The organism is Ochrobactrum sp. AP1BH01-1 (genome assembly GCF_018066705.1).
GTDB lineage: Bacteria > Pseudomonadota > Alphaproteobacteria > Rhizobiales > Rhizobiaceae > Brucella.
On sequence record NZ_JAGPOU010000007.1, the window covers coordinates 95,121 to 118,798 of the forward strand.

A 23,678-nucleotide genomic window follows, 5' to 3' on the forward strand; every position below is an offset into this window, starting at 1 on the left:
CTCGCAGGTGCGATCGTGGCGACATTGGCTGGGTGGCATTACGCCCGTTCCGAATCCATCGCTGCGGCATCAGCGGAGGTCGTCGAGCAGGGCCGACAAGTCTATGCGGATCAATGCGCGTCTTGCCACGGTGCGAATCTCGAAGGGCAGCCGGACTGGCGCTCGCCGCCTCCCTCCGGTCGGCTGCCCGCACCGCCGCACGACGAGAGCGGCCACACCTGGCACCATGCCGATGAGATGCTGTTCCGCATCGTCAAGGAGGGTACAGCGGCCATCGTCGGAGGGAGCTATGAGAGCGACATGCCTGGTTTTGCCGATGCCCTGAGCGACGGCGAGATCCGGGCTGTCCTCGCTTTTATTAAGAGTACTTGGCCGGAACGAGAGCGCGGATATCAGGAGGAGGTCTCCCGCCGCCGCTGAGTTTCGGAGTCCCGCCTACGCGGGCAGTTGTTGACCTGCGAAGTCGGCATTGACCCGTCCCGTTTCCGGCTCATCCATCCTTGGGCCTCATTGAACGGATGATGTCCTAGTGATGCCGCTGACATTTTTTCGGAGGCACAGGAAGTTCTCCGATAGCCAGATAAGCTTGAGACAACGGCTTGTGCGAAGCTGCGACGCCGAGCCCTCGCGCATCAATCAGTTCAAGAGCCTGCAATAGCTTCTCGGCAACTTCCATGTCGCCGTCCGAACATGCCCGTTTGAACAGGTGCAGGATTTCGCCGGCAAGCGTCATGGCTATTGCTCCCTGGCACCGTGACCGCTTCTTTCCGCCTTCGCCGACACGACGGGCCTCGTGTGCTCGAACCTGTTCCCTGTCGCGCCGGAACGATCGCGGGTGTGTGTGGGGCTGGTCTCAGGGTCATCAGTCGTCGCCAACTCATCGATGATCGGGCAGTCCGGCCGGGCATTGCCCCGGCAGTTCTCGGCAAGGTGCTTGAGCGTCATGCTCATCTCCCTGAGTTCACGCGCCTTCCGTTCAAGTTCTTCGACATGCTCGAGCGCCACGCGCTTGACGTCCGCGCTCGCCCGGTCTCGGTCTCGCCAGAGCGCAAGCAGTTCCGTCATTTTCTCGACCGAGAAACCGAGATCGCGCGCACGCCTGATAAAACGCAACGTATGCACGTCCTTATCGGAGTAATCCCGGTATCCGCTATCCGTCCGCGACGCTTCCGCGATCAATCCGATCGATTCGTAGTAGCGGATCATCTTCGCCGAGACGCCTGATGCCGCCGCTGCTTTACCGATGTTCATCGCTGGTTCCTTTCTTCGACTTATGTAGGCGCTTCTTCGGGCGTAAAAAACACGTCCGCATGTATGTCCTCGCCGCGCAAGCCCAGTTCGCGAAGCATGATGCCGGAAGCATCGATCATGGCAGGCGGTCCGGCCATATATGCCTTCCAGCCATTGAGGTCCTGCACGTCACTCACGATCGCATCCGTTACCAGGCCGGTTCGGAAGTGATCGGATCGGCTCACCTCCGAAAGCACGGGCATGAAGGTGAGGTTGTCGTAGGTGCTCGCCAGAAGACTGAAATGATCGACGAGATAGAGATCACGTTCCGTCCGTGCCCCGAAATAGAGATGGATCGGCTGCCGCAGGCCGCTTGCCAGCGCCGTTTCGACAATCGACTTGATCGGCGCCAGTCCCGATCCGCCGGCGACCGCCAGAATTGGACCCGTATGCTGTTCGCGCAGAAACGAACTGCCGAGCGGCCCGCGAACCGAAACCTCGTCGCCGACCTTGAGTGACCTGGCGACGTGTTCGCTCGTCGCTCCACCGGGCACATGCCTGATGTGGAATTCGAGATGGTCTCGACCCGGCTGGTTCGCCATCGAATAGTCGCGCGCCGGAACGCCATCGAACGTCACCTGCGCATACTGGCCCGCCTTGAACGCGACGGCCTCTCCCGTTTCGACCTCCAGCCTGATTTGCCGGATGTCGTGGGTTGCGTCATCGATCGCGACAACCCGCGTGCGATAGGTGCGGACGGGAAGATCAAGCTGTTCTTCCTCCTCATCGAGCCATGCGACCGTGCAATCCGTGAGCGGCTGCGCGCGGCATGCAAGGATCAGTCCCTGAGACCGCTCATCGTCCGTCAGGGCAAAGCGCGTGTGCGGCAGAAGATCGACCTCGCCGCTGACCAGTCGGGACTTGCACGAGCCGCAGCGGCCCGAACGGCATCCATGAGGATATGCGATCCCTTCTTCTAGCGCTCTCTCCAGAATGGTTCGGCCATCCGGCACGTCGATGATGCGCCCCGCCTGCCGAATTTCGATTTGTCTTCCCATGACAATCTCCCTCAGGCGGCGCCCGATGACAGGGCTTCCGCCAGACGAGGTTTCTGGTCAGCAAAGGTGCCATAGAAGACCTGTTCGTTGACAATCGTGATCGGGGCAACGCGCACGCCGGTCTGCGCTTTCGCCTCTTCGGCGATCTGCGGATCTGACAGGTCACGCTCTTCGAATGGGACACCCTGGTCAGCAAGCCATCGCTTGACGGCATGGCAATCGGGGCAGGTTGGCGTGGTATACAGCACCACTGACGGAGTTCCCGTATTGGTCATCGCTTCATTCCTTTACATGTGGCGAGCCTGCCGAAGCAGGCTCGCCTGTTTCTCATTCCGCAGGCGCAAGTTCAGGCTGACGGGGCCGGACTGCGCCGCTTTCCGCCTGCGCGGGCGCGCGGAAGGTCTTGAGCCTCAGCGCGTTGCCGAGGACGAAGACGCTCGACAGGGCCATCGCGCCGGCGGCAAAGACCGGCGACAGCAGGATGCCGTAGGCCGGATAGAGCAGACCGGCGGCAACGGGGATCAGAGCCGTGTTGTAGGCAAAGGCCCAGAACAGGTTCTGCCGGATGTTGCCGATCGTCGCCTTGGACAGTGCGATCGCGTTCGGCACGCCTTGCAGGCTGCCCGACATCAGCACCACGTCGGCTGCCTCGATGGCAATGTCCGTACCCGTGCCGATGGCAAGGCCCACATCCGCTTCGGCCAGCGCCGGAGCGTCGTTGATGCCATCGCCGACGAAAGCGACCTTGCCATGCTGGGCTTTGAGGCGGCGTACAGCGTCGACCTTGCCGTCCGGCAGCACTTCCGCCACCACCTCGTCGATCCCCAGCCGAGCCGCGATGGCTTTTGCCGTGCGGGCATTGTCGCCGGTGATCATCGCGACCTTGAGGCCGAGATCGTGCAGCGCCTTGATCGCTGCGGGCGTCGTCTCCTTGATCGGATCGGCCACGGCGATAATCGCCGCGAGCTTGCCGTCGATGGCGGCATAGAGCGGTGACTTGCCCTCATTGCCGAGACGTTCGGCAATCTTGGCGAAGGCAGCTACGTCGTGGCCGAGGTCTGCCATGTAGCGGTCAGCGCCAATTTCGACTTGGCTGCCGCCGACCATGGCCTTGACGCCGAAACCCGTCACCGACTCGAAGTCCGACACGGCCGGCAGCGGGATGTCCTCCCCGGCGGCCGCATCCACGATCGCACGGGCGATCGGATGCTCCGACTTCGCTTCGACGGCCGCAACCAAACCGAGGACATTTGCCCGGTTGAATCCGATGGCCAGTTCCAGATCGGTGAGCGCAGGCTTGCCTTCGGTCAGTGTGCCCGTCTTGTCGACGGCGACGACCCTGGCGTCCTTGAGCAGCTGCAACGCTTCGCCCTTGCGGAAGAGCACGCCCAGTTCCGCACCGCGGCCCGTGCCCACCATGATCGAGGTCGGCGTCGCCAGACCCATGGCGCAGGGGCAGGCGATGATCAGGACGGCGACGGCATTGACCAGAGCGAAGGTCAGCGCGGGCGACGGGCCGAACCACATCCATGCGGCGAAGGTGAGGATCGCTACCGCAAACACCGCCGGCACAAAATACATCGTGACCTTGTCGACCAGCGCCTGGATCGGTAGCTTTGAGCCTTGCGCTTCCTCGACCATGCGGATGATCTGCGACAGCACCGTGTTGCCGCCGACCGCCGTCGCACGGATGGCAAAGGCGCCCTTCTGGTTCACCGTTCCGGCCACGACCTCGCTGCCATTCGTTTTGGACACCGGGATCGGTTCGCCCGTGATCATCGATTCGTCGACATAGCTCTGGCCTTCGATGACCTCGCCATCCACCGGGATGCGATCGCCGGGACGAACCTCGACGATGTCTCCCGACAGCACGGCGTCGATCGGCAGTTCGATCGTCTTGCCGTCCCTGCGCACGCGCGCCATCTTGGCCTGAAGGCCGACGAGACGCTTGATCGCCTCGGAGGTGCGTCCCTTGGCACGAGCCTCCAGCAAACGGCCGAGCAGGATCAGCGTCACGATGACGGCGGCAGCCTCGAAATAGACGTTCACCGTTCCGGCAGGCAGGAAACCGGGCGCGAAGGTCGCGACCAGCGAATAGCCATAGGCGGCGAGCGTGCCGACCGCGACCAGCGAGTTCATGTCGGGGGCGAGCCGCCACAGGGCGGGCAGCCCCTTGTCGTAAAAGCGGATACCCGGAACGAACAGGACGATGGTCGTCAACACGAACTGGATATACCAGTTCGTCTGCATGCCGATGGTTGAAGCGATCAGGTCATGCATGCCCGGAATGACGTGTGAGCCCATCTCCAGGATGAAGACAGGCACCGTCAGCACCGCCGCGATGGTGAAATCGCGGGTCAGTTCACGACGTTCCGCTTCCTTCTTTTCGGTACGATCATCCGTCTCGCCCTGGCTGGTTCCTGCCGCCGTGGCGATCACCCTGGCGTCGTATCCCGCGCCCTCGATGGCAGCCACCAAATCCGCCGCATCGGCGCTGCCCTGGATCGTGGCCTTCTCGGTCGCGAGGTTGACGACGGCATTAGTGACGCCGGGTACGGCCTTGAGCGCCTTTTCGACGCGTCCCACGCAGGATGCGCAGGTCATGCCCTCGATCGCCACTTCAAGCGAGGCTGCCGTCGGCGCGGAGAAGCTTGCCGCAACCTCATAGCCTACATCCTCCACGGCCTTGACGAGAGTGGCAGGATCGACCGCAGCGTTCGTGGTGATGCTCGCCTTTTCGGTCGCCAGATTGACGACCGCATCGGCGACGCCAGGCACGGCCTTGAGGGCTCTTTCGACACGACCTACGCAGGATGCACAGGTCATCCCCTCAATGGGGAGTGATATCGTTCCAGACAGGTCTGTTGCTCGAACGGGGGCATTCATAGCCGCCTCCTTTTTTGTCCCGAAATTCCAGTTCGGACAGAAGATGGGGTTTCCAACCATGGGAAGGTCAAGAGGACAAACAGAGAAAAATCGCCATTGACCTTCCCATGGTTGGAAGCCCCACATTTGGCAACGTGAGACCAAACAAGGAGAATTCTCATGGAACTCAGAATCGAGAACATGACCTGCGGTGGCTGCGCAAAATCCGTCACCAAGGCGATCCAGTCAGTCGACCCCACCGCCAGGGTGGAGACGAATCCGGAGGCGCGGGCGGTCAAGGTTGAGACGACTGCTAGTGCGGGGGCTATTCAGCAGGTTCTCGAAGAAGCCGGCTATCCTGCAACTGTAAACTGACCAGGAGCTGTGTCATGAACAAGCTCACCCCGATCTTCATTGCCGGCGCGTTCGTCATTGCTGGCGGACTCGCCTACGCACAGTCTCAGATGGACGAGCAAGGCCAAGGAGCGACCATGAATCACGGCGAACATGCCGGACACGGCGCCACCGCGCCTTCGGATAACCCTGTCATTCGCGCCTACCAGCAAGTCAACGACAAGATGCATGCCGATATGGCGATCGAGTTTACGGGCGATGCGGATGAGGATTTCATGCGCGGCATGATCCCCCATCACCAGGGCGCCATCGACATGGCTCGTGTCGTTCTCGAACACGGATCAGACCCCGAGGTGCGAGCACTTGCTGAGGAGGTCATCTCCGCCCAGGAGGCGGAAATCGCGCAGATGCAGGAATGGCTGGCCAAGCGCAGCCAATGAGACGGTGAAGGGCGGATCAATTCCGCCCTTTTCCTTTGCCGGTCATCAGCACGAGGACGGTTGCCACCGCGAAGGCGACAAGCGCCCCATCGGTGCGCCTTCGGTCAAGGCAAACGGCTCGCGTGGACGCTGAACCACGTCTGGAACCCTGTTTCGAAAATGGTGATGCGTCCGCGGGCCTCGACCAGGGATAACAGCGTATCGGCCAGATCCCTGACCGCAAGCAACCCGACCCGAAGCTCTCCAACTGCGGCGATCAGATTCTCGGCTCTGATCTTCATGTCCATCTCCTTCGTTTGGCCCTCCAAGATGAGGGTTCCAACCATTGGAAGGTCAACCCCACTGATGATCGCGACAATGGTGCAAAGCAGACAGAAAGCGCCGGCGAGATTTTTTGATCGGAGGGAACCAAGATGGCTCTCGAACCTTAAATATACCCATACGGGGTATTTTACGGCCATGTGCCAGAAGGACAACAAAGCCCTCCGCGCGAGGCTCAAGCGAATCGAAGGACAGGTGCGAGGGGTCAGCCAGATGGTGGCCGATGACCGTTACTGCATCGATATCCTGCATCAGATCCACGCCATCAAGGCGGCGCTGGCCAAGGTCGAGACCGAAATCCTCAAGACCCACGCCGCTTGCTGTGTCGAGGAAGCGATAGCGGCAGGTGATGCGGACGCGCAACGCCGCAAATTCAGCGAGTTGGTCGAGGTGTTCGCAAAAGCAAAACTCTGAAATCGAAGGACTGACGACATGGCCACTTCCACCGCAAAACGCGCCGACCTGCACAGGATGGTGACCCACGAACATACCTGTCCCTACGGTCTCAAATCGCTCGACCTCCTGAAACGGCAGGGCTACGAGGTCAACGATCATGAGCTGACGTCGCGCGCCGAGATCGATGCTTTCAAGAAAACGCACGGCGTCGACACCACACCGCAGACCTTTATCGGCGGCAATCGCATCGGCGGCTACGACGATCTTCTCGCCTTCTTCGGCAAGGAGGTAAAGGACAAGGACGCCACCACCTATACGCCGGTGATCGCGTTGTTCGCGATGGCTGCGTTGATGGCGCTAGCGACGAGTTGGGCCGCGTTCGGTACCCTTGCGACCGTTGCGGCGGCAGAATGGTTCATTGCCATCGCCATGTGTCTGCTCGCCCTGCAGAAGCTCAAGGACGTGGAAAGCTTCGCTACCATGTTCCTCAACTACGATCTGTTCGCCCAGCGCTGGGTGCGCTACTCCTACGTCTATCCGTTCGCCGAAGCGCTGGCGGGCATCCTGATGATGGCCGGCGCGCTGATGTGGCTGTCGATCCCCGTTGCCCTCTTCATCGGCACTGTCGGAGCCGTATCGGTCTTCAAGGCGGTCTATATCGACAAGCGCGAACTCAAATGCGCCTGCGTTGGCGGTGACAGCAACGTTCCGCTCGGCTTCGTCTCGCTGACGGAGAACCTGATGATGGTCGGAATGGCGATCTGGATGCTACTCAAGCCCATGGGCATCGGTCTCGGACATTAAGCGAAAACCAAGGAGCCACGAGATGACCCAATCGTCCCATAATGGCAAGCACGAACACGCCGATCACGGCGAAGGACGTCCCTACCTGATGTTCTGGATCAACATGGCGCTCGGCCTGATCGTCATGTACGTCGTCATGTTCTCGATGATCGACGGATTTCAAGATTTCCGAAACAATCTCAACATGTTCTACATGGCCGTGACCATGTGGGCGCCGATGGGCATCTTCATGCTGGCAACGATGCCCGGCATGTTTCCGCGAAAAGGGCTCAATATCACCCTCTACGCCGTCTTCCTCGTCTTGACGATCGCCTCATTCGCAGCCACACGAAGCCAAACCCTGATCGGTGACGGGCAGTTCATCGATTCGATGATCCCGCACCACTCGGGCGCGATCCTCATGTGCCGGGAAGCAGACCTGCGCGATGCTGAATTGCTGACGCTTTGCGAAGAAATCATCGCAGCCCAGCGCAGCGAGATCGAGCAGATGGAGACAATTAAGGCTCGTCTCGATCAAAGGCCCTAAGACCTGTTGCCTTGCCCAATAGCGTCCGAGAATGGCAGGCTCAATGAGGATTGCATGACAAAACATCATGAGGATGGTCGCAGCTTCGTCACGGTCGTCAGCAAAAGCCAGCCGTGCCGGACCTGCGGCGGCTATTCGAGACCTTGAATGCCGCTCACGAGGTCTTCTCTTGAGATCTCGCCCATGTGTACCGATTGCAGCGTCCCGTCGCTCTTGAGGAACAACGTAGCCGGCAGGCCCGGTACCTCGTAATGACGACCGAACTCACCGAGTCCGTCGAGCACCACATGCTCAAGCTCAAGATTCTCGGCTGTGAGGTAGCGCTGAATGATCTCCTGGCCTTCACCTTGGTTGACGAAGACAAGTTCGGCAGCGTCCGTATTTGCGGCAACGTCCGCCATCATCGGCATTTCACGGCGGCAGGGCGGGCACCACGTCGCCCACAGGTTGATGACCACAGGTTGACCTTCGAGTTCACTTGGATTGAACCGTTCTCCGGCCAGCGTGCGGTAGATGTCTCCGGTCGGCAGCGGTGTCGCCGGCACGCCGGCGCTGAGCTGCAGTACGAAGAACGCGACATAGGCCGCAGCGGCGCTCGGCAGGGCCGTCCACAATGTGAGCCGCAATTCGCGCCGGAAGCGAAAGAACGTGTAGGCGAACGCCAGCGCAATGCCGGCTTCGATCATGAAGCCGCCCTGCCACATGTAGAATACGCGCAGCGGCTCGGCGAGGAAACTGCTCGCGTGCTGGATGACGTGCCCGACGCGCGCGCCGACCACGAAAGCGACGGTCGCGCCCCAGGCCCAGGACGAAAAGCGCTGATCGACCTTGCGGGCGAGGATCTCGCTCAGCAGGAGAAAGGCGGCGATGGCGAGGATCGCGGCGAAGCGGTCGGGTGCGAAGACGAAAGGCCCGATGGCGACTGCGTTCATCTCACTGCCTCGCCTGAGAGACCGATGTCAGCAACGTATCGGTTGTCACATCGCCGATGAGGCGGGAGCCGTTTGCCTCCGAGGCATTTCGGTTGAAGAAGATCATGGTCGGTGGGCCGACCACAGCAAGATCGCGCATCAGACCCTGACTGGCCTCATCCAGTCCGGTCAGATCCACCTTGACACGCTGGAAGTCGTTCAGTGCGGCAACGATTTCCGTGCTCGAAAAGACGTCGCGTTCGATCGTCTTGCAGATGACGCACCAGTCGGCCGTGAAATAGACCAATGTCGGACGTCCGTTGGCAGAGGCAATCGCTTGCTCGACCTGCGGCGTCGAGTTTGCCTCGATGAATGTCATCTCGGACTGGGCGATCTGCTGGCCCGAACCGGTCATGACGAAGTGGGCGAGCGGACGTAGCGGGTCGGTCCCGCCCGACGCCGCCCCGATCGCCAGGATGACGCCGCCGAGGGAAACCCCAAGTCCGGCGGCTTTGCGGAAACGTGGCCAGGCACCCGCATCGGCCAGGAGCCGATCAGCGACGCCGATGAAGACCGCAACAATCAAGAGGAGGCCCGCCCAAAGCGCCAGCGTCACTTGCGGCGGCAGGATTCGGGAGACCATCCAGATCGCCGCGCCGAGAAAGACGAAGCCGAACGCGTATTTGACCTGCACCATCCACGCCCCCGCACGCGGCAGAGCGCGGCTCCCCATCGTGCCAAAGGCGATCAGCGGAATGCCTTGGCCGAGCCCGAGGGCAAACAGCGCACTCGCGCCGATCCAGGCATCGCCCGTATGTGCGATATAGAGAAGTGCCGCGGCGAGCGGCGCGGTGACGCAGGGACCGACGATCAGCGCGGAAAGGAAGCCCATTCCGGCGGCTCCGCCCACCGAGCCGCGCGTGCCGGCCTGTACCCCTGCCATCCGGCTGACCCAGGTGGTCGGCAGTTGCAGTTCGAACAGGCCGAACATCGCCGTCGCCAGCACGACGAACAGCGCTGCGACGGCGCCAATGGCGTAGGGCGATTGCAGCACCATCTGGAGGTTTTGGCCGGACCACGCGGCAACCACGCCAAGCAGGCCAAACGCTGCGGCCATTGCCAGCACATAGGCCAAAGACAGGATGAAGCCGCGCCGGGCCGTCAATGCCTCGCCCTCGCGCGCCAGGGTCGCGCTCAGGATCGGATACATGGGCAGCACGCAGGGCGTGAAGGCGAGCAACAGCCCGAAGGCGAGGAAACTCACGATCACCCAGATCGCACCGCCGCTGGCGAGAAGCGAGCCGACCATGCCGCCGTCCTGCGTGTCCTCAGCCAGGCTGAAGCCGCCGTTTCCCGTCCCTCCGGCAGGGGCGGCCGGAGTTGGACCTATGCCAAAGCCGACAACGGGTTCGGAAACCTGAAGGTTTGCCGTGTTGACCGTCAGGGTCAGCGGCGGATAGCAGATCGAATCCTTCTTGCAGCCCTGATAGGTGACTGCGACCTGCCCGGGCGCTTCAGTGCCGAGACGTGCCACCGCTTCAAGATAATAGACCTCCGAAGGACCGAAGTTGGCATCCTCTGTCTCCACGACGCCCGGTCCAGTCGACAGCGGGATCGGCTCGCCGGTCGCGGCATCCTTCGCTTCCAGATGATCGCGATAGAGGTAATAGCCTTCCTCGATTTCCCACCGGAGTTGGATCTGCTGATCCGCATTCCGCTCAACCGAGAAACGGAAGGCTTCCTCGGCTTGCAGGAGATCCTCCTGTTGCGCCGCGGCGGGCAGCGACAGGAAGACGAAGAACAGGCCAGCAAGGAGGCGGAGTATGGGCATTGAGGACATGAAATTACTCGGATGATCGCGATCGGGATGCATCAAGACGCTTCGCGAGCGTCTGCGACAACCTGGCGGAAGCCGTCCTCGTCGAGGGCGGAGGCGACGAGAAACCGACCGATCAGAAACACGGGCGTGCCACGCAGACCGAGCCCCTCGGCCTGCGCGTTATTGCGCTGAAGCAAGGCGGTGATCTCGGCGTCGCGGCGGTTGGCTTCGGTCTCGAGACCCGCCGTGTCGAAGCCGGCACCTTCCAATGCCTGTCGCATCTGCTCTTCTGGCACCCGCGACCCTTCGATACCCATCAACGCCAGATAGGCTTCCTCGTAGCGGTTCTGATACCCGGCCGCCAACGCCAGCTTTGCGCCATAGACCGAAGACTGCGCGAGGATCGGCCAGTCCTTGTAGACGTGACGCACATTGCCGTCCGATTCCAGCACCGTATTCAGCGGCTCGACGGTGCGCTTGCAGAAAGGACAGTTATAGTCAAAGAACGAGACGATCGTCAGGTCGCCGTTCGGGTTGCCGCCGACCGGCGCCTCCGGGTCGTTCAGGATCATCTCGGCTGACATGTCGTCGGCACGCACGGGCATGGCAAAGCCGGCGGCAGCGAGCGCCGCCAGGCCCGAGAGCAAGGTCCGCCGACTCAATGCACCGCGGAACGGCGGCCTACCCATAGCGAAAGGATGAGGTCTACGTGTGCAGAGGCGCCGATCGTGCATGGTCTCAAAGCTCCAGATCATGGATATTGAAGCGAGCGCACTCTCCCGAGCTTAAGACAGTCTTAAGGACCGCATTGAGCCGAAGATGCGACGGCAGTTTATCCTGACTCCGGACTATCGGGTGAACGGCCGCAACCGCCGCATGAGATCGCGCCTGCTGAACGGTCCGACCGAACGGGTGCCGTTGTATTCCTGTCCGGTGGCTGCATCCACGACGAAGAATGTCGGCGGGCCGCTCGCTCGAAGGTGGGAGAGGAGCTGGCGGTTTCCCTCGTCCATCGCCGTGACGTCCACCTTGACGAGAGGGACAGCCTCAAGGTGTTGCAGCACAGCAGGGTGGGCGAGGATTTCCCGCTCAATGCGGTGGCACACCGCGCACCAATCCGCACGGATGTCGATGAGCGCGAAGCTATGTGTTCGTGCGATCTGCTCCAGTCTCTCCCGGTAGGAAGCGACGTCCGTGACCATTGCAGCCGGATTGGCGGCGGCCATCCCGCTGGGAGTCGCCAACAATCCTACCGGCACCACCAGGCCCCCGAGCAGAAGCTCGCGGCGGGTCCATTGGTCATTCTTGCGTCGAGCATCAGCATCGATGCCGCATCCAACACCTTCCGCGGACGCTACGGCGTTGTTTCTTAAAAGTCGCGTCCGCATCCTCGTCTCCTTCACAGGACCGGCGGCAAAGCGGGCGTTCCTTAAGGCCCGCTTAAGGGCGGAAAAGTGCTCCTCGCCTGCGACGCAAGCCCGCGTTTCCAACAAAGTGCCCCCACCCAATCGAAAACCTGTTCGGCCGGATCACTTGAGCCGCAGGCCGGCGCCTGAAGTCCCCGCCGCTTCGCTATCTTCGGCCGCGCTTACCTTAAGCTGCTCTTAAGATGGGCATCGTGCTGTGCGGCCTGATTGATCGCAAAGCAGAGAGCGTACGAAACGTGAGCAAGCTACCGACACCCGCAATCGCGCGACGCGCTTTCCTCATTGGCGCCAGCGCAATGACTCTCGCCGGATGCGTTTCCACGAGGCAAACACCGCAAGTCGCGCAGCCGGTCTCGATGCCTCCTCCGCCGCCGACGCCCCCGATGTACTACGCACTGCCGAACGAGCGCTTCCCGATCCCGGAAGTCGACGTTTCCAAGGTCGATCCGAAATGGTGGCGGACGGAAGTCGACTATCCAACCGATGAACGAGCCGGAATCGTCATCGTCGATACGCCAAACCGTTACCTCTACCACGTTCAGCCTCACGGCCGCGCAACCCGATACGGTGTGGGTGTCGGCAGGGACGGTTTTTCGTGGGCTGGTCGAGGGCGTCATATCGCATACAAGCGGGAATGGCCGCGCTGGACACCTCCCGATGAAATGGTTGCGCGCCAACCCGAGTTAGAGCCCTACTCAATCGCCAATGGCGGCATGGACCCGGGGCTGAAAAATCCACTTGGAGCACGCGCCCTCTACATTCATGAAGGAAACCGGGACACGATCTATCGCATCCACGGAAACCCGGAATTCTGGACCATCGGCCAGGCCGTTTCATCAGGATGCATCCGGATGATCAATCAGGATGTCATCCACCTCGCCGACAACGTTCGCGACGGGAGCCCGCTGGTTGTGATAGCAGATCCGGCTATGGGGCATCTTTTGGTGGGATAGCTTCGTCGCGCGGCGAGAAGATCACTCCCTGCGTTGGCGCATCCTGCTGGCACTCCATCTTCTTGAAGATGAGTTGGCTGCGCCCCGCACCATGTATGTGCAACGGGTCACGCGGCGTTCGCCATCACCGCTTGCAGCCCTCCGCAATCGCGATTCTGAAGTCGTAGGTGCCAACCACTCCGCCCGAGCGCCAGTTCGACGATCGCGAGACCGAGACCGCTGCCGACCGGTACTTTGTTGCGGCCGCGAAAGAAGCGTTCGGTGACGCGGGCCAACTCCTCCTCGGGGATACCGGGACCATCATCCTCGATGATCATCTGGCCCTCTTCGGCGGGGCCGGCCACACGACACCTGACGACGCCTCCGGGCGGCGAATGGTTCACAGCGTTCTCCATCAGATTCCGGGCAGCAAGAGCGAACAGATCCGGCTCGATGTCCAGCTCGATGCGGTCAAGATCAGGGGAAACCTCGACCGCAACGCCCCTGGTCGGATCTGCTAATTCGTCCGCGAGCGCTCTCAGTATACTCCCGGGCCATACCTTCCCACTACGCTCGCCCTGGTCGAGCGCCTCAACCGCCGACATATCCAGCAATTGCCGAACGAGCCGGCCGGTGCGGTCTACGCCAACCATGATCTGACGCAATGCCTGCTCGCGGATCGTGCCATCGCCGCTTGCAAGCGCGACCTGCGCCTGCGTCTTGAGGCCGGCCAACGGCGTGCGCAGTTCGTGGGCGGCAAAGGCGGTGAAGTTGCGCTCGCGTTCCCGAAGCCCGGCCACGCGTGCAAACAATCCGTTGAGCGACTGCAAGACCGGCGCAATCTCCTTCGCGGTCTGCACGTCCTCGATCGGGCTGAGGTCGGAGGCGGGTCGTGCTTCCAGGTCGCCTGCGATCTTCCTTAGCGGCTCAAGGCCGCGCCTGACGCTGAGCCAGATCAGGACAGCAAGAACCGGCAACATCAGCAGGACCGGCAGGAGAAGACCGCGGATGACGTCGTTCACCAACCCGTTACGGATACTCAGATTGTCGCCGACCAGAACGCGAACACCGCGCTCGGTATTGGTGATTGCATAAACCCGCCACCGCTCACCATTTATCACGGTTTCGGAGATCCCGTCGGTGTGCTCCGACATTGCTTGATCGGGCGCCGCATCCGATCGCCCGATCAATGTCCCCTGCAGCGACCAGATCTGGCACGAAAGCTGGCGGTCATAGGCGCTGTGGCCGCGCACCGGCAGATCGGACGTGATCGTTTGCGTCGGATCGATGGCGATCTCCTGGCTGACGATCAATGAGGAAACCATCCGGCCGGCTTCCATCAGCCGCGCGTCGAGAACCCGTTCCACCTCCGCGCGCGTGGAAAGGAAAATCCAGACGACCGCCGACAGCCAGACGAGACCGGTGGTCAGGGCGAGGATCAGGAACAGCCGTTTGGAGATCGACGGCATCACGGTTCGTCTCCGAGGCGATAGCCGATCCCACGGACGGTCTGGATCATGCCCGGTCCCAGCTTGCCGCGAAGATGATGGATGTGGACCTCGACAGCATTGCTCTCGACCTCCTCCTGCCAGCCGTAAAGCTTCTCCTCGATCTGGCTCCGCGACAGGATCCGGCCGGGATGGATCATGAGGGCATGCAAAATCGAGTATTCGCGCCGCGACAGGCGGATGGGTTCGCCTTGGTGTTCGACATTCTGGTTTGCAGGATCGAGCCGCAGGCCGCGCCATTCGATAAGCGCCTGCGGCCGGCCAGCGGCACGGCGGACGAGCGCGCGCAGCCGCGCCGCGACCTCGTCGAGGTCGAACGGCTTGCCGAGATAGTCGTCGGCCCCCGCATCCAGTCCGTGAATCCGGTCGGCGACCTGATCACGCGCAGTCAGGAGGAGGACGGGCGTGGCGTCCTGCCGTTCCCGCAGGGATTTCAGCACGTCGAGGCCGGAACCGTCGGGAAGCATCAGGTCAAGCACCAGCGCATCGAACTCATGGTTCGTGAGAGCTGCGCCGGCTTCTTCGCAGGTTTTGACCGCATCGGCGGTGAAGCCGCCAATCGAAAGGCCCACCGTCAATCCGTCTCTGAGGACGGCATCATCTTCGACTATCAGCACGCGCATGGTTATCACCCGAGGTTCCAGGTCGCATTTCTATACGAGGCTTAAGGCAGCCTTAAGGATCGAACTTGAGCGCGCTCGATATCGTTCGGGGATTGGGCGCCTGTGATGTACCTCATCTTACCTGAGCCAAGAGTCGGACGTCTTCGAGACTTGGAATCGCGCCGGCAAAAACGCCGTTCTCGCCCTGATCCTTATGGGCATCTCCAGCCCAGCGCCGAAACAAAACGCTGGCATGGCGGCAGTGTACCCGTCATTCCGGCCCTCCTGTCCATCGGGCTGTTGCTGGTCGCGGTGAAGGAACTCGCCCGGCCTGAAACGATACGCGGGTCCACTTGTCTGCCCGAGCCAGTTGGGCAATGCGCATTGGAGACGGACTCGAATCAGTTCGGCTCGCCGAGGCATCGTCCGGCTGGTGTTCAGGCGATCATCCCGTCCTGCCTGCTCAGGCGTCATTCGTGTTGACCAGGTGTTGGCCAAGCCCAAAAAGGGAAGGGCCACCCGAAGATGGCCCTTACTCAATCCTTTGATTTCCTTTAGAAATCTGAAGAGAGCGAAGGGATTCGAACCCTTGACTCCAACCTTGGCAAGGTTGCTATGCGGCGGCCCGAAACAGCAAGTTATGATGGGTGCGCCCTCCCGCAACCATCTTTACCGGCGTCGATCGCAAGTTATGATCGACGCCGGTCCCCGCAACCATCTTTACTTGCTCGGGGCGCAAGTGAAGATTAGATCCTGCCCCCGCAACCAATTCCTACGCTACACTATCCAACAATAGCCCAAAGCCACGATCCAGTACGCTAAACAGCTACGATCAAACAGGCTAAATCCCCGACACAAAACACAAATCCTGAAATCGGCAGGTGCAAAGCGGGGGCATCCGAAGGCGCTGATGATGCCGCTTGCTCGCCATCGTGCATGGCCTGATCGCGGCTGTTAAGATCGGCCTCAAAGAGAATGACAAGCTGGCGTTGGCGCGCGTAATGATGCGGCGGAAGTTGGAGGGGCAGCAAACGTCTTCAAAGCGGCCGAAACCGTTCGAGATCGCTATCTCGCGGCCGCCTGTTCTGCCGGCATGTAACTAAGGCGCTGGAGGTGACGCCTTGCACAGCTTTGCGGATTGTCGATGAACTCGGTCTGGGTGATTTGACGGGCACGGGGAGATTTCGGACATAGTGGGTGTGGCAATTCATTTCTTTGCGCCTCTATCGAGGATTTGCAGGACAGTGATCGTGGTTGTGCGTTAGATAAGGCGGTGAACCGCCTTATCGCTTTTGTTTGCGCACGGCTCGGAACCTCTCGAGGTCAACGGCAAAAAAGATGGTGGTCGCTGTCGATTGATCACAATGCGTGAGAGCGGTTTAGTACGTTGGTCAGTCCTTTTAATATCAGAATGATGGCCTGATCTACATGGGGCGTTCTTGCCAAGATTCTATTTTCTTCGTGTGATAGGCCGTTGTTTAGGTCGTAACCCTTGAATCCGGCGAACTTCTCGCGTCCAAGCCAATCTCGTCCGATTTGACTATCAAGTGTTCCAATTGCCTCAGCTATGTCGCGCGCACAACCACCGAATCCGCCCATCACGTAGAGCGGCTGGTGGCCTTGCAGTGAATACAGAGCCTCCTCCGCAAGCCCTGGCATCTCGCCCTTGAACTTGTCGACACGTCCGCCGAGAATTATTCGCGCGTGCGTATCCGCCATCATGGTGTGCCGCATGGCAGATAACCCTCTTGCCCACTCCGGTTCCGTCGGCTGTAGTGTTTGCATGTTGTGTCTTTCCCGCAGGTCAAGAGGCTTGCCGTCTATGTCAAGCAGCCGCAGTTCTGCTACACCTTGGAGATCGGTGACGAACTGATCGATCTGCTCAGGTTGCTGCACGATGTGGACCGGCCACGCTAGATAATTTGTCACGGCGCTGGTGGTTCGATCTCTCGAATCCCGTCGGTATCTCGCCGCCAGTTCAAACAACAGATTGCTGAACCCGTTCGTACGCAGATCACCGCCGTACACAAGCTTCGCGCCCAACGCGAGCATGTGCCTCGCAATTTCGGCCATCGCATCCCGCAAATGCTCCATTTGGAGACCGAGACCTGCCATGTCAGGGCTATCCGAAGTAGAAACCCCAATCGATTTGCCTTCCAGGACTTCGCGATAGGTCATCGGACCGCTCCTGCTAACCATTCGGTGGCGCTACGCAGTTGTATGTGCGGCGCTATCGCATAAAACAACCGCTCCTCTTCGACGCCCAGCGGCGGATCCGGATAGACTATGACCGCTGGTTCACCGTTGGTCGCGGGGACGAGGGAGGCGAGAGAGATTAATTCGGGTGGACGGGGAAGGAACGTCACAGCCGGTCCTGCTTTAGGTCTCATCAATTCCACGCGACATTGCCAAAGGAAATCGCGGAGAATTTCGTCCAATAGCGCCCGTATCACAACGTCAACGCGTCTGGGCCTCTTCTGATCCAAACGAATGATTGGGACGTTGCCTAAGTAGGGGAAGCCGCGCTCGTCTTTGTCGGAAAGGCAATTGGCGATCACGAGGGGACGATTGTGGCGTTTGGCTTCGATGGTCTCCCGGCGGCACCACTCTCTGGACGAAAACGTATCCGTATGGATGACGATGACCGCACTCACCTCAATCTGGGTGAGCAGCACATCCTGAAACTTCAGGCCGGGGGGAATGTCATAGACGTCGAAAAAGCTGCCCAACCCATCACGATTGCTCAACTTTTTCCGGATGGATGTTGCCACCTGCACCCCTGTGTCACTTTTGTCGTGTTTCGAATGGCTTAGAAAAATGTCGACCTTCTTGAGATAATCAAGCAAGGCGCGCGCAGTTTCTTCTGGCCGCCTGAGATGCTCCAAATAATGTCGAAGCATCCGGCAGAACTGGAACGTCAGGTGACCGACCAGGACAGCGATCTGATCTTCCGTGGAGCCCTTCCAATCAGACCATCGGATAATTTGCTCGTCGAGTTTTAGTGCAGCGATAGTTCCCGGTTCCATTGAAACTGGAAAAAGCCTGGTTGACAGACCTGTGGCGGAAGTCTGCGCGGCTATCGTCTGGAGGAAATTCATCCAAACTGGATCGCGGACGAAATTGTCATCCGCCAGAACGATCACGGCGGAGGTCTCGGCCTCATTGAAATCGATCGGCAGCGGATCGGGTGAACCGTCAGCAGCTGCGAACCGGTACACGACGCTGATGCCGGTACCTCCGGTTATTCGTTCATAGCTCTCTCGGCGGAAATGCTCGAACAGTGCTTTCGCTACCTGCGGCCCGAGATTAAAGTTCGGATGCCAAACGACGTAGATCACAATAAAGGGGCGAGCTAGTTCAGTCATCGTTTTCCCCTTTTTGCACTTTGGGCTTGGCGGCGGCCAATCACCGATCTCTGCTTTCAAATGACGCGAAGCAAACGCAGTCGGTCCGCTACGCGACCTTACCAGAAGGAACACATGATTTGTTAGTTTCTACGGCGGAAGATTTGGCCACCCCTGATCGACAAACTTTTGCGAGAGACGCTCCGGGCATTTTTAGGAGACAGTCCCTCTAGTACGAAGCTTTTGGATGAGGGAAACGCGCCGCTTGGGCCTCGCCTCAATTTAGCGAGGCGATATCTATGAACGCAAGGTTATATCTTTTTCACCCTTTACCCAAGACGGATATACTGCATATTTGTTTTTCTCCTCCCAGATCCAAAGGCGCTTGACGCCGTTTGTATTATTGGCTTGCCCGACGTAAGGGTAGACACCCAGGTATTCCTGACCAACGTAAGTTGATCGGGACGTCTTCGTTATCGGAAAGATGGCAACCTTTGACCGGTATCCGTCGAAAAAGCCGAGTTCCCATGGCATCCACATGGAAAGACCTGAGTTTTCGCTGTGAAGATATAACAGCGACTTCGACTGGCGAAGGCGGCTTCTGAGAGTCTCTGCAGTATCTTTGCTTACATCATTCGGTTTCATGTGAGGATCATCGAATTTATCAACATAGACAGCCAAGCCGTGCTTTATCAGCGTGTTTTTTACCCCAAGGATCAGTTCATCGGATTCATGCGATGAATAGCTCAAAAAAACGTCGTAACCACCCGGAGGCGCGACTGAAGCCTCTTCCAGGATGGCCTTTGCGGTTTTTTTGATTGAAGATGTCGATACGCGCGCGGCGTCCTTGATTTCATCCTCGGTAAAAGTCGCCAATGGAAAACTCCGAGCATTATCGTGTCACCTAAACAGCGGCACTATTTCGCTACAAAAGGGTGGGGCTGGACTTTCAGGTGAACTTTAAAACATCGCGAGTTGCTGGGGTGACTTTGCGCTACTCGGCAAACCATACAAACCTTCAATCCCGGAAATGAAGTCGCTCTGGCCACCATAACTCGGATGACGGACCTGCATCGCATCAATACCTAAATCGGAAAGCGCGACCTGTGCATCGCGGCCGACGGCAACGACCACGCGCGGGTCCAGGACGTCGAGAAGCCAACTCAGCAATGGGCGGCAAGCGTTTCGTTCAGAACGTGTATGGCAGCGATTTGATTGCGGATCACCGTGTTCATGCGGGTGGAGCGGGAACACGTTCCAGAGAAAAACCGGGCGTTGGATGCGATTGAGTGTTTGCCAGATAACACTGGCGGTGCGCTCAGCCAAAGCGGGACCTTTGGTCGCTCTGACAAGCGGCAGGTCCCCGTAGAGAACCGAATGATCAGTCAGATGTGCTTCATCGGTCAGGGCAAGACCGGTGCGCCGTCCACCCCGGTAGCCAAGATCACGGGCAATCCAGATCGAATCGACTTTCCGCTCGATTGCCGCGTCGAGAACAAGCTTCAAATTCTGACGACGAATGGCAGGAGCGTCGTCATGGTCGAAATCGTCACAGGATTCAGAGTAGGGATTGAAGGCATCCGTGAAGGACATGTCAGCCAGTGTCTCTACGAACTGAACGGTATTCATCATGGAAGTTCCTCTATCGACAGCGACCGCTTCTCTACATCAACCGTGATCCGGCCGCGACGGTTTTCTCCAAGAAATCTGAAAGCATTGTTTCCCTGGAGGATAGCTTCTTCCCAAAGCCATAGAGGTGAAGAGTGAACCTCGTATCCTCGAACAAACTGCCTCACGTTTTTCAGAAGAGTTAGACTAAGATCGCCGGGTTCCTGGTCTGCGAAGAATTTGAATTCCTTGGCGACCCCAAAGATATAGGTGGCAATGCCCTCTTCAATGAGTACAGCTCGAGCGCCATCCTCGCCCTCATCAACTCGCCCAACACTCTTTCGTTTTCGCTTGAGAAGTGCGCGGGTCACGGGGGACCAACCAAGAACGGCGGCGTAAGCGTAGTGAAAAACATCGTGGAACCGGTAGTCATCCGGCTTCATGATGTTATCGGTCAAGCGATCCCCGATGAAGAGGCCATTGCAACTTTGGAGAACGTAGCTTTTCCCGTTGCTGCCGACACGTTCGTAGATGTCAATCGTCAAGGAGCGTGGAAGCTGCTCGTCAGCCGGAAATGAGTTATCGAACAGTGCAGGATATCGGCGCTCCTGCGGCCATCGATCCTCAGTCTTGCTAATATTCGCTCTGGCAGCATCTTCGAGCGAGACTTCGGCTTCGTTCGCTGCCTGGACAAGATGGCTCAGGACATTAGCCAGTCGCGTCTGGAGAAGGGGCCTATCGCCGTGAGACCCGTCGACGGCGGCCGCGAGCTCGCCCGTCGCAGCCGCAAGCCGCAGGAGGGTTTTCTCGAATTGTGCACTTGGGGTATTCATTGGTAAAGAGTGTGGCGGCTGTAAAACCATGACTGGAAGGTCCAGGCCCTGGTCCGCACCCGCCAAGGTCGCTAGCTTGATTTCGGCATGGTCAGCTATAATCGCGAGGTACCAGAGCGTGTCGCCCAGTTCCTCAAGGACGGTCTGCTCATAGCCGATAATGGCAGCGGTATCGCGTTGCCGTTTCTTAACCTCACTGAGCAGACTGCCAACTTCGCCGACAAGTCCGAGAACCGGCAGATCGAACCCATTTCCCTTATCGCGGGTACGATCGCTCCTCGATGCTAGGCTTTGATATTCATTTAGGCTCAAAGACCCGACAGCCATCGCTTGCACTCCCTATCGCAAAGTCGACCATTCGAACGGCGATCCCCGCAGCCCCATTGGACCGATCGAACCTAGCCAGCCTATAAGTCGTGTCTCCATGGCGGCGTCTTCGAACTTGGATCGCCCTATTCCGTCCTTGCAGATGTGCCTACCTTTACTGTCTAGTAAATCGTCTGGAAATGTCGGGCCTTCGCCACCGAAGTAGATGAAGTGGTTGCTCACAAGGACGCGGTCGACCTGTGTATCATTGGCAACATGTCGTGGGTTTGGGAGGCCTTCTGAGTTGCTGTGAAAGGAATCGCGCTGAGACCATCCATCGGTCCCTGTAACCGTAAAGTAGATATTATCTCCCGCACTTTGCTTTCGGCTGCCGTTGCGGATCGGCTTTTTTCGTTGAAAACGTGCGTCGGCGTCGTATTCCTGGAAAGTAAGGGTCTCTGTGACTCTCATAGCGTGGACCAAGTGGCCACCACGGCGGACAGCGCGATCCGCACTTCCGCAGCCAACAACCCAGTCCCCAATCTTGGCGTGCTTTCGTATCAGCGGCTTGCATGTTGCAAGCGTACAAAAACCGTAGAAAGGATTTGGAGCGAAACCACTGTCATATCGGACGATGTAGGAATAGATGCTCATTATTTCACACCGCACGGATGTCTTTTGATCGGAAGAATTGGAGCGGCGTTGCCGTTCGGAAGTTCAGTGTTGTCCTGATCCTCTACAATGGCCTCAACTATGGAATTTCCGTGCCATCCCACCATCGCGTCGTGATATTCCTTGAGAGCATCCGGCAACTCGCAGCCTAGCTCTCCTTCCCCCCAAACGCCGACAATTCGCTTGCCTTGCTTGGCCGCGTACTCGATCTCCCAATTCACCCATTCGCTGTGGCGGGTATCCGCGGTCACGTACACTACCAACGTGCTCGCCCACTGAATCTGCGGCGCCAAGATCGAGCTTTTGATGTACTCGGGATTATTGGCGTTGTTCGGATTGCTTGAGTTTATCGAGGAATCGCGGATCGCTAGACCGTGATCACTCAGAATTTTCTTGAGCTTTTCCAGGCCGTGGTCGTCTTCATGAATATGGCTGATGAAAACATTCTTTATGATTTCCGTCATTTTTCACAACCTCGGGGAAAAAAGCTTCTATAATTCCATCGATTTTGCCCGAGCACCGGGAGCTTTAGTCTCAGTGTTTTCAGGCATTAGCTACTCGACCGATATGCGAGCAATTTTTGCTTCGATCTGGTCGACCGCTTCTGCTACGGAGGTGATATTCCTTACCGTATGCACGGGATATTTCTGGGTTTCCCTCGTTGCAAGTTGAGCATAGTTCGTACGAAGTTGTTGCCAGTACGTAAGGTCCTCCCTCCGATTGATTGGGCTGTCCCGATCGATCAGAAAAGCTGCCCTTGGCAAGAGAGGTCCCCAGACAGTTTCTTCGGCCGCAACAAGTTCGCTCAGCGCCTCACATTGACCGCCGCCCACTGTTCCGTAAACCAGCGTGGACCACCAAAAGCGGTCAAGTACGACATTTTTTCCTTGCGCAATCCAAGGCTTGATCCGGGTCTCGATGACGTCGATATGAGCGGCGACATGAAGGGCTTGTCGCGCAAGTTCCGACATGGTCAGGATACCGAATTCTTCTGGATGGTGATGGATACGATAGATGGCCTGGCCGAGTGTTCCCTCGTCACGTCCCGGAAAGCTCAAGAACTCAAAAGACTTGCCGGTCAGTCGTCTTTTCAGGTCTCGGACAATGGTTGTCTTGCCGACGCCGTCCGGTCCTTCGAATATAAACAACTTTCCGGCCATAAGTCCCCCCGAACCATCGCGCTCTAATTCAACCCATGGTATTAGATTCGTCAAGTAATCGGAGGTGCAAATGGCAAGTAGGAGACACGTTTTTATCAGTCATCATCACGCAGATGATGAGCACGTCACAAAGCTAACTGACTCGCTCAGCCGGAAAGGCTACGAGATCCGGAATAGTTCCATCCGGGCTAAGCCTGCCAACAAGGAACGATTAGCCAAAGGGCTCGTCAGCGACAATGCAATTAAGCGTTTGCTACGGATCAAGATGGCTTGGGCGTCGACCGTAATCGTTCTCATTGGCAAAGACACGCATGCTCGTCCTTGGGTCAATTGGGAAATCAAGAAGGCACATGAGCTCGGAAAGCGAATAGTCGGGGTTTTTACCCGAGGAGGTACCAAAGCTGACATTCCACCCCCCTTCGAAGATTATGGAAGCACCCTCGTGAATTGGAACCCGGACGCAGTTATTGATGCAGTCGAAGGCAGCGACAACGATTTCCAAAATACAGACGGTTCTTCCCGGCCTCCCGTCCACGTTCCTTCTACCTCGCGATGCTAATAA

General features: G+C 58.8%; 29 protein-coding genes and 1 tRNA gene. 9 read left to right on the forward strand and 21 right to left on the reverse strand.

What is annotated here, in order from left to right:
* Positions 1-15: 15 nt before the first annotated feature.
* Positions 16-420, forward strand: a complete 405-nt coding sequence (locus J9800_RS21465) for a c-type cytochrome (RefSeq protein WP_244471115.1) — start codon at positions 16-18, stop codon at positions 418-420.
* A gap of 106 nt (positions 421-526) precedes the next feature.
* On the opposite strand, the gene J9800_RS21470 is transcribed toward J9800_RS21465, so the two are convergent.
* Genes J9800_RS21470 through J9800_RS21490 form a run of 5 tightly spaced genes read right to left on the reverse strand, consistent with a single transcriptional unit; the run spans position 527 to position 5,174 of the window.
* The gene (locus J9800_RS21470; RefSeq protein ID WP_028034408.1) at positions 527-733 is read right to left on the reverse strand and encodes a hypothetical protein; all 207 of its coding nucleotides are present in this window, start codon (positions 731-733) and stop codon (positions 527-529) included.
* 2 nt (positions 734-735) lie between these two features.
* Positions 736-1,251 carry a Cu(I)-responsive transcriptional regulator gene (gene cueR / locus J9800_RS21475; protein ID WP_012092680.1) on the reverse strand — a complete coding sequence of 172 codons (516 nt, stop codon included), beginning with the start codon at positions 1,249-1,251 and terminating at the stop codon, positions 736-738.
* Between the two features lie 20 nt (positions 1,252-1,271).
* Positions 1,272-2,288 (reverse strand): 2Fe-2S iron-sulfur cluster-binding protein, encoded by a 1,017-nt coding sequence (locus tag J9800_RS21480; RefSeq protein ID WP_012092681.1) that lies wholly within the window; start codon positions 2,286-2,288, stop codon positions 1,272-1,274.
* An 11-nt stretch (positions 2,289-2,299) separates the two neighbouring features.
* Complete coding sequence (locus J9800_RS21485; RefSeq protein WP_210845927.1) at positions 2,300-2,563, reverse strand: glutaredoxin family protein; 264 nt, start codon at positions 2,561-2,563, stop codon at positions 2,300-2,302.
* Positions 2,564-2,615: 52 nt separating this feature from the next.
* Positions 2,616-5,174 carry a heavy metal translocating P-type ATPase gene (locus tag J9800_RS21490; RefSeq protein WP_012092683.1) on the reverse strand — a complete coding sequence of 853 codons (2,559 nt, stop codon included), beginning with the start codon at positions 5,172-5,174 and terminating at the stop codon, positions 2,616-2,618.
* 159 nt (positions 5,175-5,333) lie between these two features.
* Here J9800_RS21490 and J9800_RS21495 point away from each other — a divergent pair, with 159 nt between their 5' ends.
* The gene (locus J9800_RS21495; RefSeq protein ID WP_012092684.1) at positions 5,334-5,528 is read left to right on the forward strand and encodes a heavy-metal-associated domain-containing protein; all 195 of its coding nucleotides are present in this window, start codon (positions 5,334-5,336) and stop codon (positions 5,526-5,528) included.
* A 14-nt stretch (positions 5,529-5,542) separates the two neighbouring features.
* Positions 5,543-5,947, forward strand: coding sequence for a CopM family metallochaperone (gene copM, locus J9800_RS21500; RefSeq protein ID WP_012092685.1), 405 nt, complete (start codon positions 5,543-5,545; stop codon positions 5,945-5,947).
* A 104-nt stretch (positions 5,948-6,051) separates the two neighbouring features.
* Here the strand turns inward: copM and J9800_RS21505 are convergent, their stop codons facing one another.
* A complete protein-coding gene (locus J9800_RS21505; RefSeq protein WP_156122387.1) occupies positions 6,052-6,228 on the reverse strand; it encodes a hypothetical protein in 177 nt (58 codons plus the stop codon).
* A gap of 178 nt (positions 6,229-6,406) precedes the next feature.
* Here J9800_RS21505 and J9800_RS21510 point away from each other — a divergent pair, with 178 nt between their 5' ends.
* Genes J9800_RS21510 through J9800_RS21520 form a run of 3 tightly spaced genes read left to right on the forward strand, consistent with a single transcriptional unit; the run spans position 6,407 to position 7,994 of the window.
* Positions 6,407-6,682, forward strand: coding sequence for a metal-sensitive transcriptional regulator (locus tag J9800_RS21510; protein ID WP_028034411.1), 276 nt, complete (start codon positions 6,407-6,409; stop codon positions 6,680-6,682).
* Positions 6,683-6,700: 18 nt separating this feature from the next.
* Positions 6,701-7,468 (forward strand): glutaredoxin family protein, encoded by a 768-nt coding sequence (locus J9800_RS21515; protein WP_012092687.1) that lies wholly within the window; start codon positions 6,701-6,703, stop codon positions 7,466-7,468.
* Between the two features lie 22 nt (positions 7,469-7,490).
* Positions 7,491-7,994: a DUF305 domain-containing protein gene (locus J9800_RS21520; RefSeq protein ID WP_012092688.1), complete on the forward strand. Its 504-nt coding sequence runs from the start codon at positions 7,491-7,493 to the stop codon at positions 7,992-7,994.
* A 131-nt stretch (positions 7,995-8,125) separates the two neighbouring features.
* On the opposite strand, the gene J9800_RS21525 is transcribed toward J9800_RS21520, so the two are convergent.
* From J9800_RS21525 to J9800_RS21540, 4 genes are all read right to left on the reverse strand, one after another.
* The gene (locus J9800_RS21525) at positions 8,126-8,926 is read right to left on the reverse strand and encodes a TlpA disulfide reductase family protein (RefSeq protein WP_210845928.1); all 801 of its coding nucleotides are present in this window, start codon (positions 8,924-8,926) and stop codon (positions 8,126-8,128) included.
* A gap of 1 nt (position 8,927) precedes the next feature.
* On the reverse strand, positions 8,928-10,745 hold the full coding sequence (gene dsbD, locus J9800_RS21530) for a protein-disulfide reductase DsbD (RefSeq protein ID WP_034658536.1): 1,818 nt from the start codon (positions 10,743-10,745) through the stop codon (positions 8,928-8,930).
* A gap of 32 nt (positions 10,746-10,777) precedes the next feature.
* Positions 10,778-11,386, reverse strand: coding sequence for a DsbA family protein (locus J9800_RS21535; protein ID WP_037092232.1), 609 nt, complete (start codon positions 11,384-11,386; stop codon positions 10,778-10,780).
* 186 nt (positions 11,387-11,572) lie between these two features.
* Positions 11,573-12,112, reverse strand: coding sequence for a thioredoxin family protein (locus J9800_RS21540; protein WP_012092692.1), 540 nt, complete (start codon positions 12,110-12,112; stop codon positions 11,573-11,575).
* 335 nt (positions 12,113-12,447) lie between these two features.
* Here J9800_RS21540 and J9800_RS21545 point away from each other — a divergent pair, with 335 nt between their 5' ends.
* A complete protein-coding gene (locus J9800_RS21545; protein ID WP_109707754.1) occupies positions 12,448-13,104 on the forward strand; it encodes a L,D-transpeptidase in 657 nt (218 codons plus the stop codon).
* Between the two features lie 107 nt (positions 13,105-13,211).
* Here the strand turns inward: J9800_RS21545 and J9800_RS21550 are convergent, their stop codons facing one another.
* From J9800_RS21550 to J9800_RS21560, 3 genes are all read right to left on the reverse strand, one after another.
* Positions 13,212-14,552, reverse strand: a complete 1,341-nt coding sequence (locus J9800_RS21550; RefSeq protein WP_012092694.1) for an ATP-binding protein — start codon at positions 14,550-14,552, stop codon at positions 13,212-13,214.
* The gene (locus tag J9800_RS21555) at positions 14,552-15,214 is read right to left on the reverse strand and encodes a response regulator (RefSeq protein WP_012092695.1); all 663 of its coding nucleotides are present in this window, start codon (positions 15,212-15,214) and stop codon (positions 14,552-14,554) included. The genes J9800_RS21550 and J9800_RS21555 overlap by 1 nt, the downstream gene beginning before the upstream one ends.
* Before the next feature lie 545 nt (positions 15,215-15,759).
* Positions 15,760-15,850: transfer RNA gene (locus tag J9800_RS21560), tRNA-OTHER, on the reverse strand.
* A gap of 456 nt (positions 15,851-16,306) precedes the next feature.
* On the opposite strand from J9800_RS21560, the gene J9800_RS22260 reads away from it, so the two are divergent.
* Complete coding sequence (locus J9800_RS22260; protein ID WP_353392038.1) at positions 16,307-16,387, forward strand: hypothetical protein; 81 nt, start codon at positions 16,307-16,309, stop codon at positions 16,385-16,387.
* A 165-nt stretch (positions 16,388-16,552) separates the two neighbouring features.
* On the opposite strand, the gene J9800_RS21570 is transcribed toward J9800_RS22260, so the two are convergent.
* The 8 genes from J9800_RS21570 to J9800_RS21605 form a co-directional block, all read right to left on the reverse strand.
* A complete protein-coding gene (locus J9800_RS21570) occupies positions 16,553-17,371 on the reverse strand; it encodes a hypothetical protein (RefSeq protein ID WP_210845929.1) in 819 nt (272 codons plus the stop codon).
* A complete protein-coding gene (locus J9800_RS21575; RefSeq protein WP_114217301.1) occupies positions 17,368-18,558 on the reverse strand; it encodes a toll/interleukin-1 receptor domain-containing protein in 1,191 nt (396 codons plus the stop codon). Before J9800_RS21575 ends, J9800_RS21570 begins: the two co-directional genes overlap by 4 nt.
* Before the next feature lie 276 nt (positions 18,559-18,834).
* Positions 18,835-19,413: a toll/interleukin-1 receptor domain-containing protein gene (locus tag J9800_RS21580; RefSeq protein WP_114217300.1), complete on the reverse strand. Its 579-nt coding sequence runs from the start codon at positions 19,411-19,413 to the stop codon at positions 18,835-18,837.
* 84 nt (positions 19,414-19,497) lie between these two features.
* Positions 19,498-20,169, reverse strand: a complete 672-nt coding sequence (locus J9800_RS21585; protein ID WP_286167674.1) for a uracil-DNA glycosylase — start codon at positions 20,167-20,169, stop codon at positions 19,498-19,500.
* Positions 20,166-21,305, reverse strand: coding sequence for a nucleoside triphosphate pyrophosphohydrolase family protein (locus J9800_RS21590; RefSeq protein WP_114217299.1), 1,140 nt, complete (start codon positions 21,303-21,305; stop codon positions 20,166-20,168). Before J9800_RS21590 ends, J9800_RS21585 begins: the two co-directional genes overlap by 4 nt.
* A 12-nt stretch (positions 21,306-21,317) precedes the next feature.
* Positions 21,318-21,938 carry an Nmad2 family putative nucleotide modification protein gene (locus tag J9800_RS21595; protein ID WP_286167673.1) on the reverse strand — a complete coding sequence of 207 codons (621 nt, stop codon included), beginning with the start codon at positions 21,936-21,938 and terminating at the stop codon, positions 21,318-21,320.
* Positions 21,938-22,420 (reverse strand): TIR domain-containing protein, encoded by a 483-nt coding sequence (locus tag J9800_RS21600; RefSeq protein ID WP_114217298.1) that lies wholly within the window; start codon positions 22,418-22,420, stop codon positions 21,938-21,940. Before J9800_RS21600 ends, J9800_RS21595 begins: the two co-directional genes overlap by 1 nt.
* A 90-nt stretch (positions 22,421-22,510) precedes the next feature.
* Positions 22,511-23,116, reverse strand: coding sequence for a dTMP kinase (locus J9800_RS21605; protein ID WP_114217297.1), 606 nt, complete (start codon positions 23,114-23,116; stop codon positions 22,511-22,513).
* A 70-nt stretch (positions 23,117-23,186) separates the two neighbouring features.
* Here J9800_RS21605 and J9800_RS21610 point away from each other — a divergent pair, with 70 nt between their 5' ends.
* Complete coding sequence (locus J9800_RS21610) at positions 23,187-23,675, forward strand: TIR domain-containing protein (RefSeq protein WP_114217296.1); 489 nt, start codon at positions 23,187-23,189, stop codon at positions 23,673-23,675.
* Positions 23,676-23,678 lie beyond the last annotated feature (3 nt).

Coding starts and splice junctions, on each gene's coding strand:
- J9800_RS21470 (WP_028034408.1), bottom strand. CDS start 733: ATGACGCTTGCCGGCGAAATCCTGCACCTGTTCAAACGGGCATGTTCG.
- cueR (WP_012092680.1), bottom strand. CDS start 1,251: ATGAACATCGGTAAAGCAGCGGCGGCATCAGGCGTCTCGGCGAAGATG.
- J9800_RS21480 (WP_012092681.1), bottom strand. CDS start 2,288: ATGGGAAGACAAATCGAAATTCGGCAGGCGGGGCGCATCATCGACGTG.
- J9800_RS21485 (WP_210845927.1), bottom strand. CDS start 2,563: ATGACCAATACGGGAACTCCGTCAGTGGTGCTGTATACCACGCCAACC.
- J9800_RS21490 (WP_012092683.1), bottom strand. CDS start 5,174: ATGAATGCCCCCGTTCGAGCAACAGACCTGTCTGGAACGATATCACTC.
- J9800_RS21495 (WP_012092684.1), top strand. CDS start 5,334: ATGGAACTCAGAATCGAGAACATGACCTGCGGTGGCTGCGCAAAATCC.
- copM (WP_012092685.1), top strand. CDS start 5,543: ATGAACAAGCTCACCCCGATCTTCATTGCCGGCGCGTTCGTCATTGCT.
- J9800_RS21505 (WP_156122387.1), bottom strand. CDS start 6,228: ATGAAGATCAGAGCCGAGAATCTGATCGCCGCAGTTGGAGAGCTTCGG.
- J9800_RS21510 (WP_028034411.1), top strand. CDS start 6,407: ATGTGCCAGAAGGACAACAAAGCCCTCCGCGCGAGGCTCAAGCGAATC.
- J9800_RS21515 (WP_012092687.1), top strand. CDS start 6,701: ATGGCCACTTCCACCGCAAAACGCGCCGACCTGCACAGGATGGTGACC.
- J9800_RS21520 (WP_012092688.1), top strand. CDS start 7,491: ATGACCCAATCGTCCCATAATGGCAAGCACGAACACGCCGATCACGGC.
- J9800_RS21525 (WP_210845928.1), bottom strand. CDS start 8,926: ATGAACGCAGTCGCCATCGGGCCTTTCGTCTTCGCACCCGACCGCTTC.
- dsbD (WP_034658536.1), bottom strand. CDS start 10,745: ATGTCCTCAATGCCCATACTCCGCCTCCTTGCTGGCCTGTTCTTCGTC.
- J9800_RS21540 (WP_012092692.1), bottom strand. CDS start 12,112: ATGCGGACGCGACTTTTAAGAAACAACGCCGTAGCGTCCGCGGAAGGT.
- J9800_RS21545 (WP_109707754.1), top strand. CDS start 12,448: ATGACTCTCGCCGGATGCGTTTCCACGAGGCAAACACCGCAAGTCGCG.
- J9800_RS21550 (WP_012092694.1), bottom strand. CDS start 14,552: ATGCCGTCGATCTCCAAACGGCTGTTCCTGATCCTCGCCCTGACCACC.
- J9800_RS21555 (WP_012092695.1), bottom strand. CDS start 15,214: ATGCGCGTGCTGATAGTCGAAGATGATGCCGTCCTCAGAGACGGATTG.
- J9800_RS21570 (WP_210845929.1), bottom strand. CDS start 17,371: ATGACCTATCGCGAAGTCCTGGAAGGCAAATCGATTGGGGTTTCTACT.
- J9800_RS21575 (WP_114217301.1), bottom strand. CDS start 18,558: ATGACTGAACTAGCTCGCCCCTTTATTGTGATCTACGTCGTTTGGCAT.
- J9800_RS21585 (WP_286167674.1), bottom strand. CDS start 20,169: ATGATGAATACCGTTCAGTTCGTAGAGACACTGGCTGACATGTCCTTC.
- J9800_RS21590 (WP_114217299.1), bottom strand. CDS start 21,305: ATGGCTGTCGGGTCTTTGAGCCTAAATGAATATCAAAGCCTAGCATCG.
- J9800_RS21595 (WP_286167673.1), bottom strand. CDS start 21,938: ATGAGCATCTATTCCTACATCGTCCGATATGACAGTGGTTTCGCTCCA.
- J9800_RS21600 (WP_114217298.1), bottom strand. CDS start 22,420: ATGACGGAAATCATAAAGAATGTTTTCATCAGCCATATTCATGAAGAC.
- J9800_RS21605 (WP_114217297.1), bottom strand. CDS start 23,116: ATGGCCGGAAAGTTGTTTATATTCGAAGGACCGGACGGCGTCGGCAAG.
- J9800_RS21610 (WP_114217296.1), top strand. CDS start 23,187: ATGGCAAGTAGGAGACACGTTTTTATCAGTCATCATCACGCAGATGAT.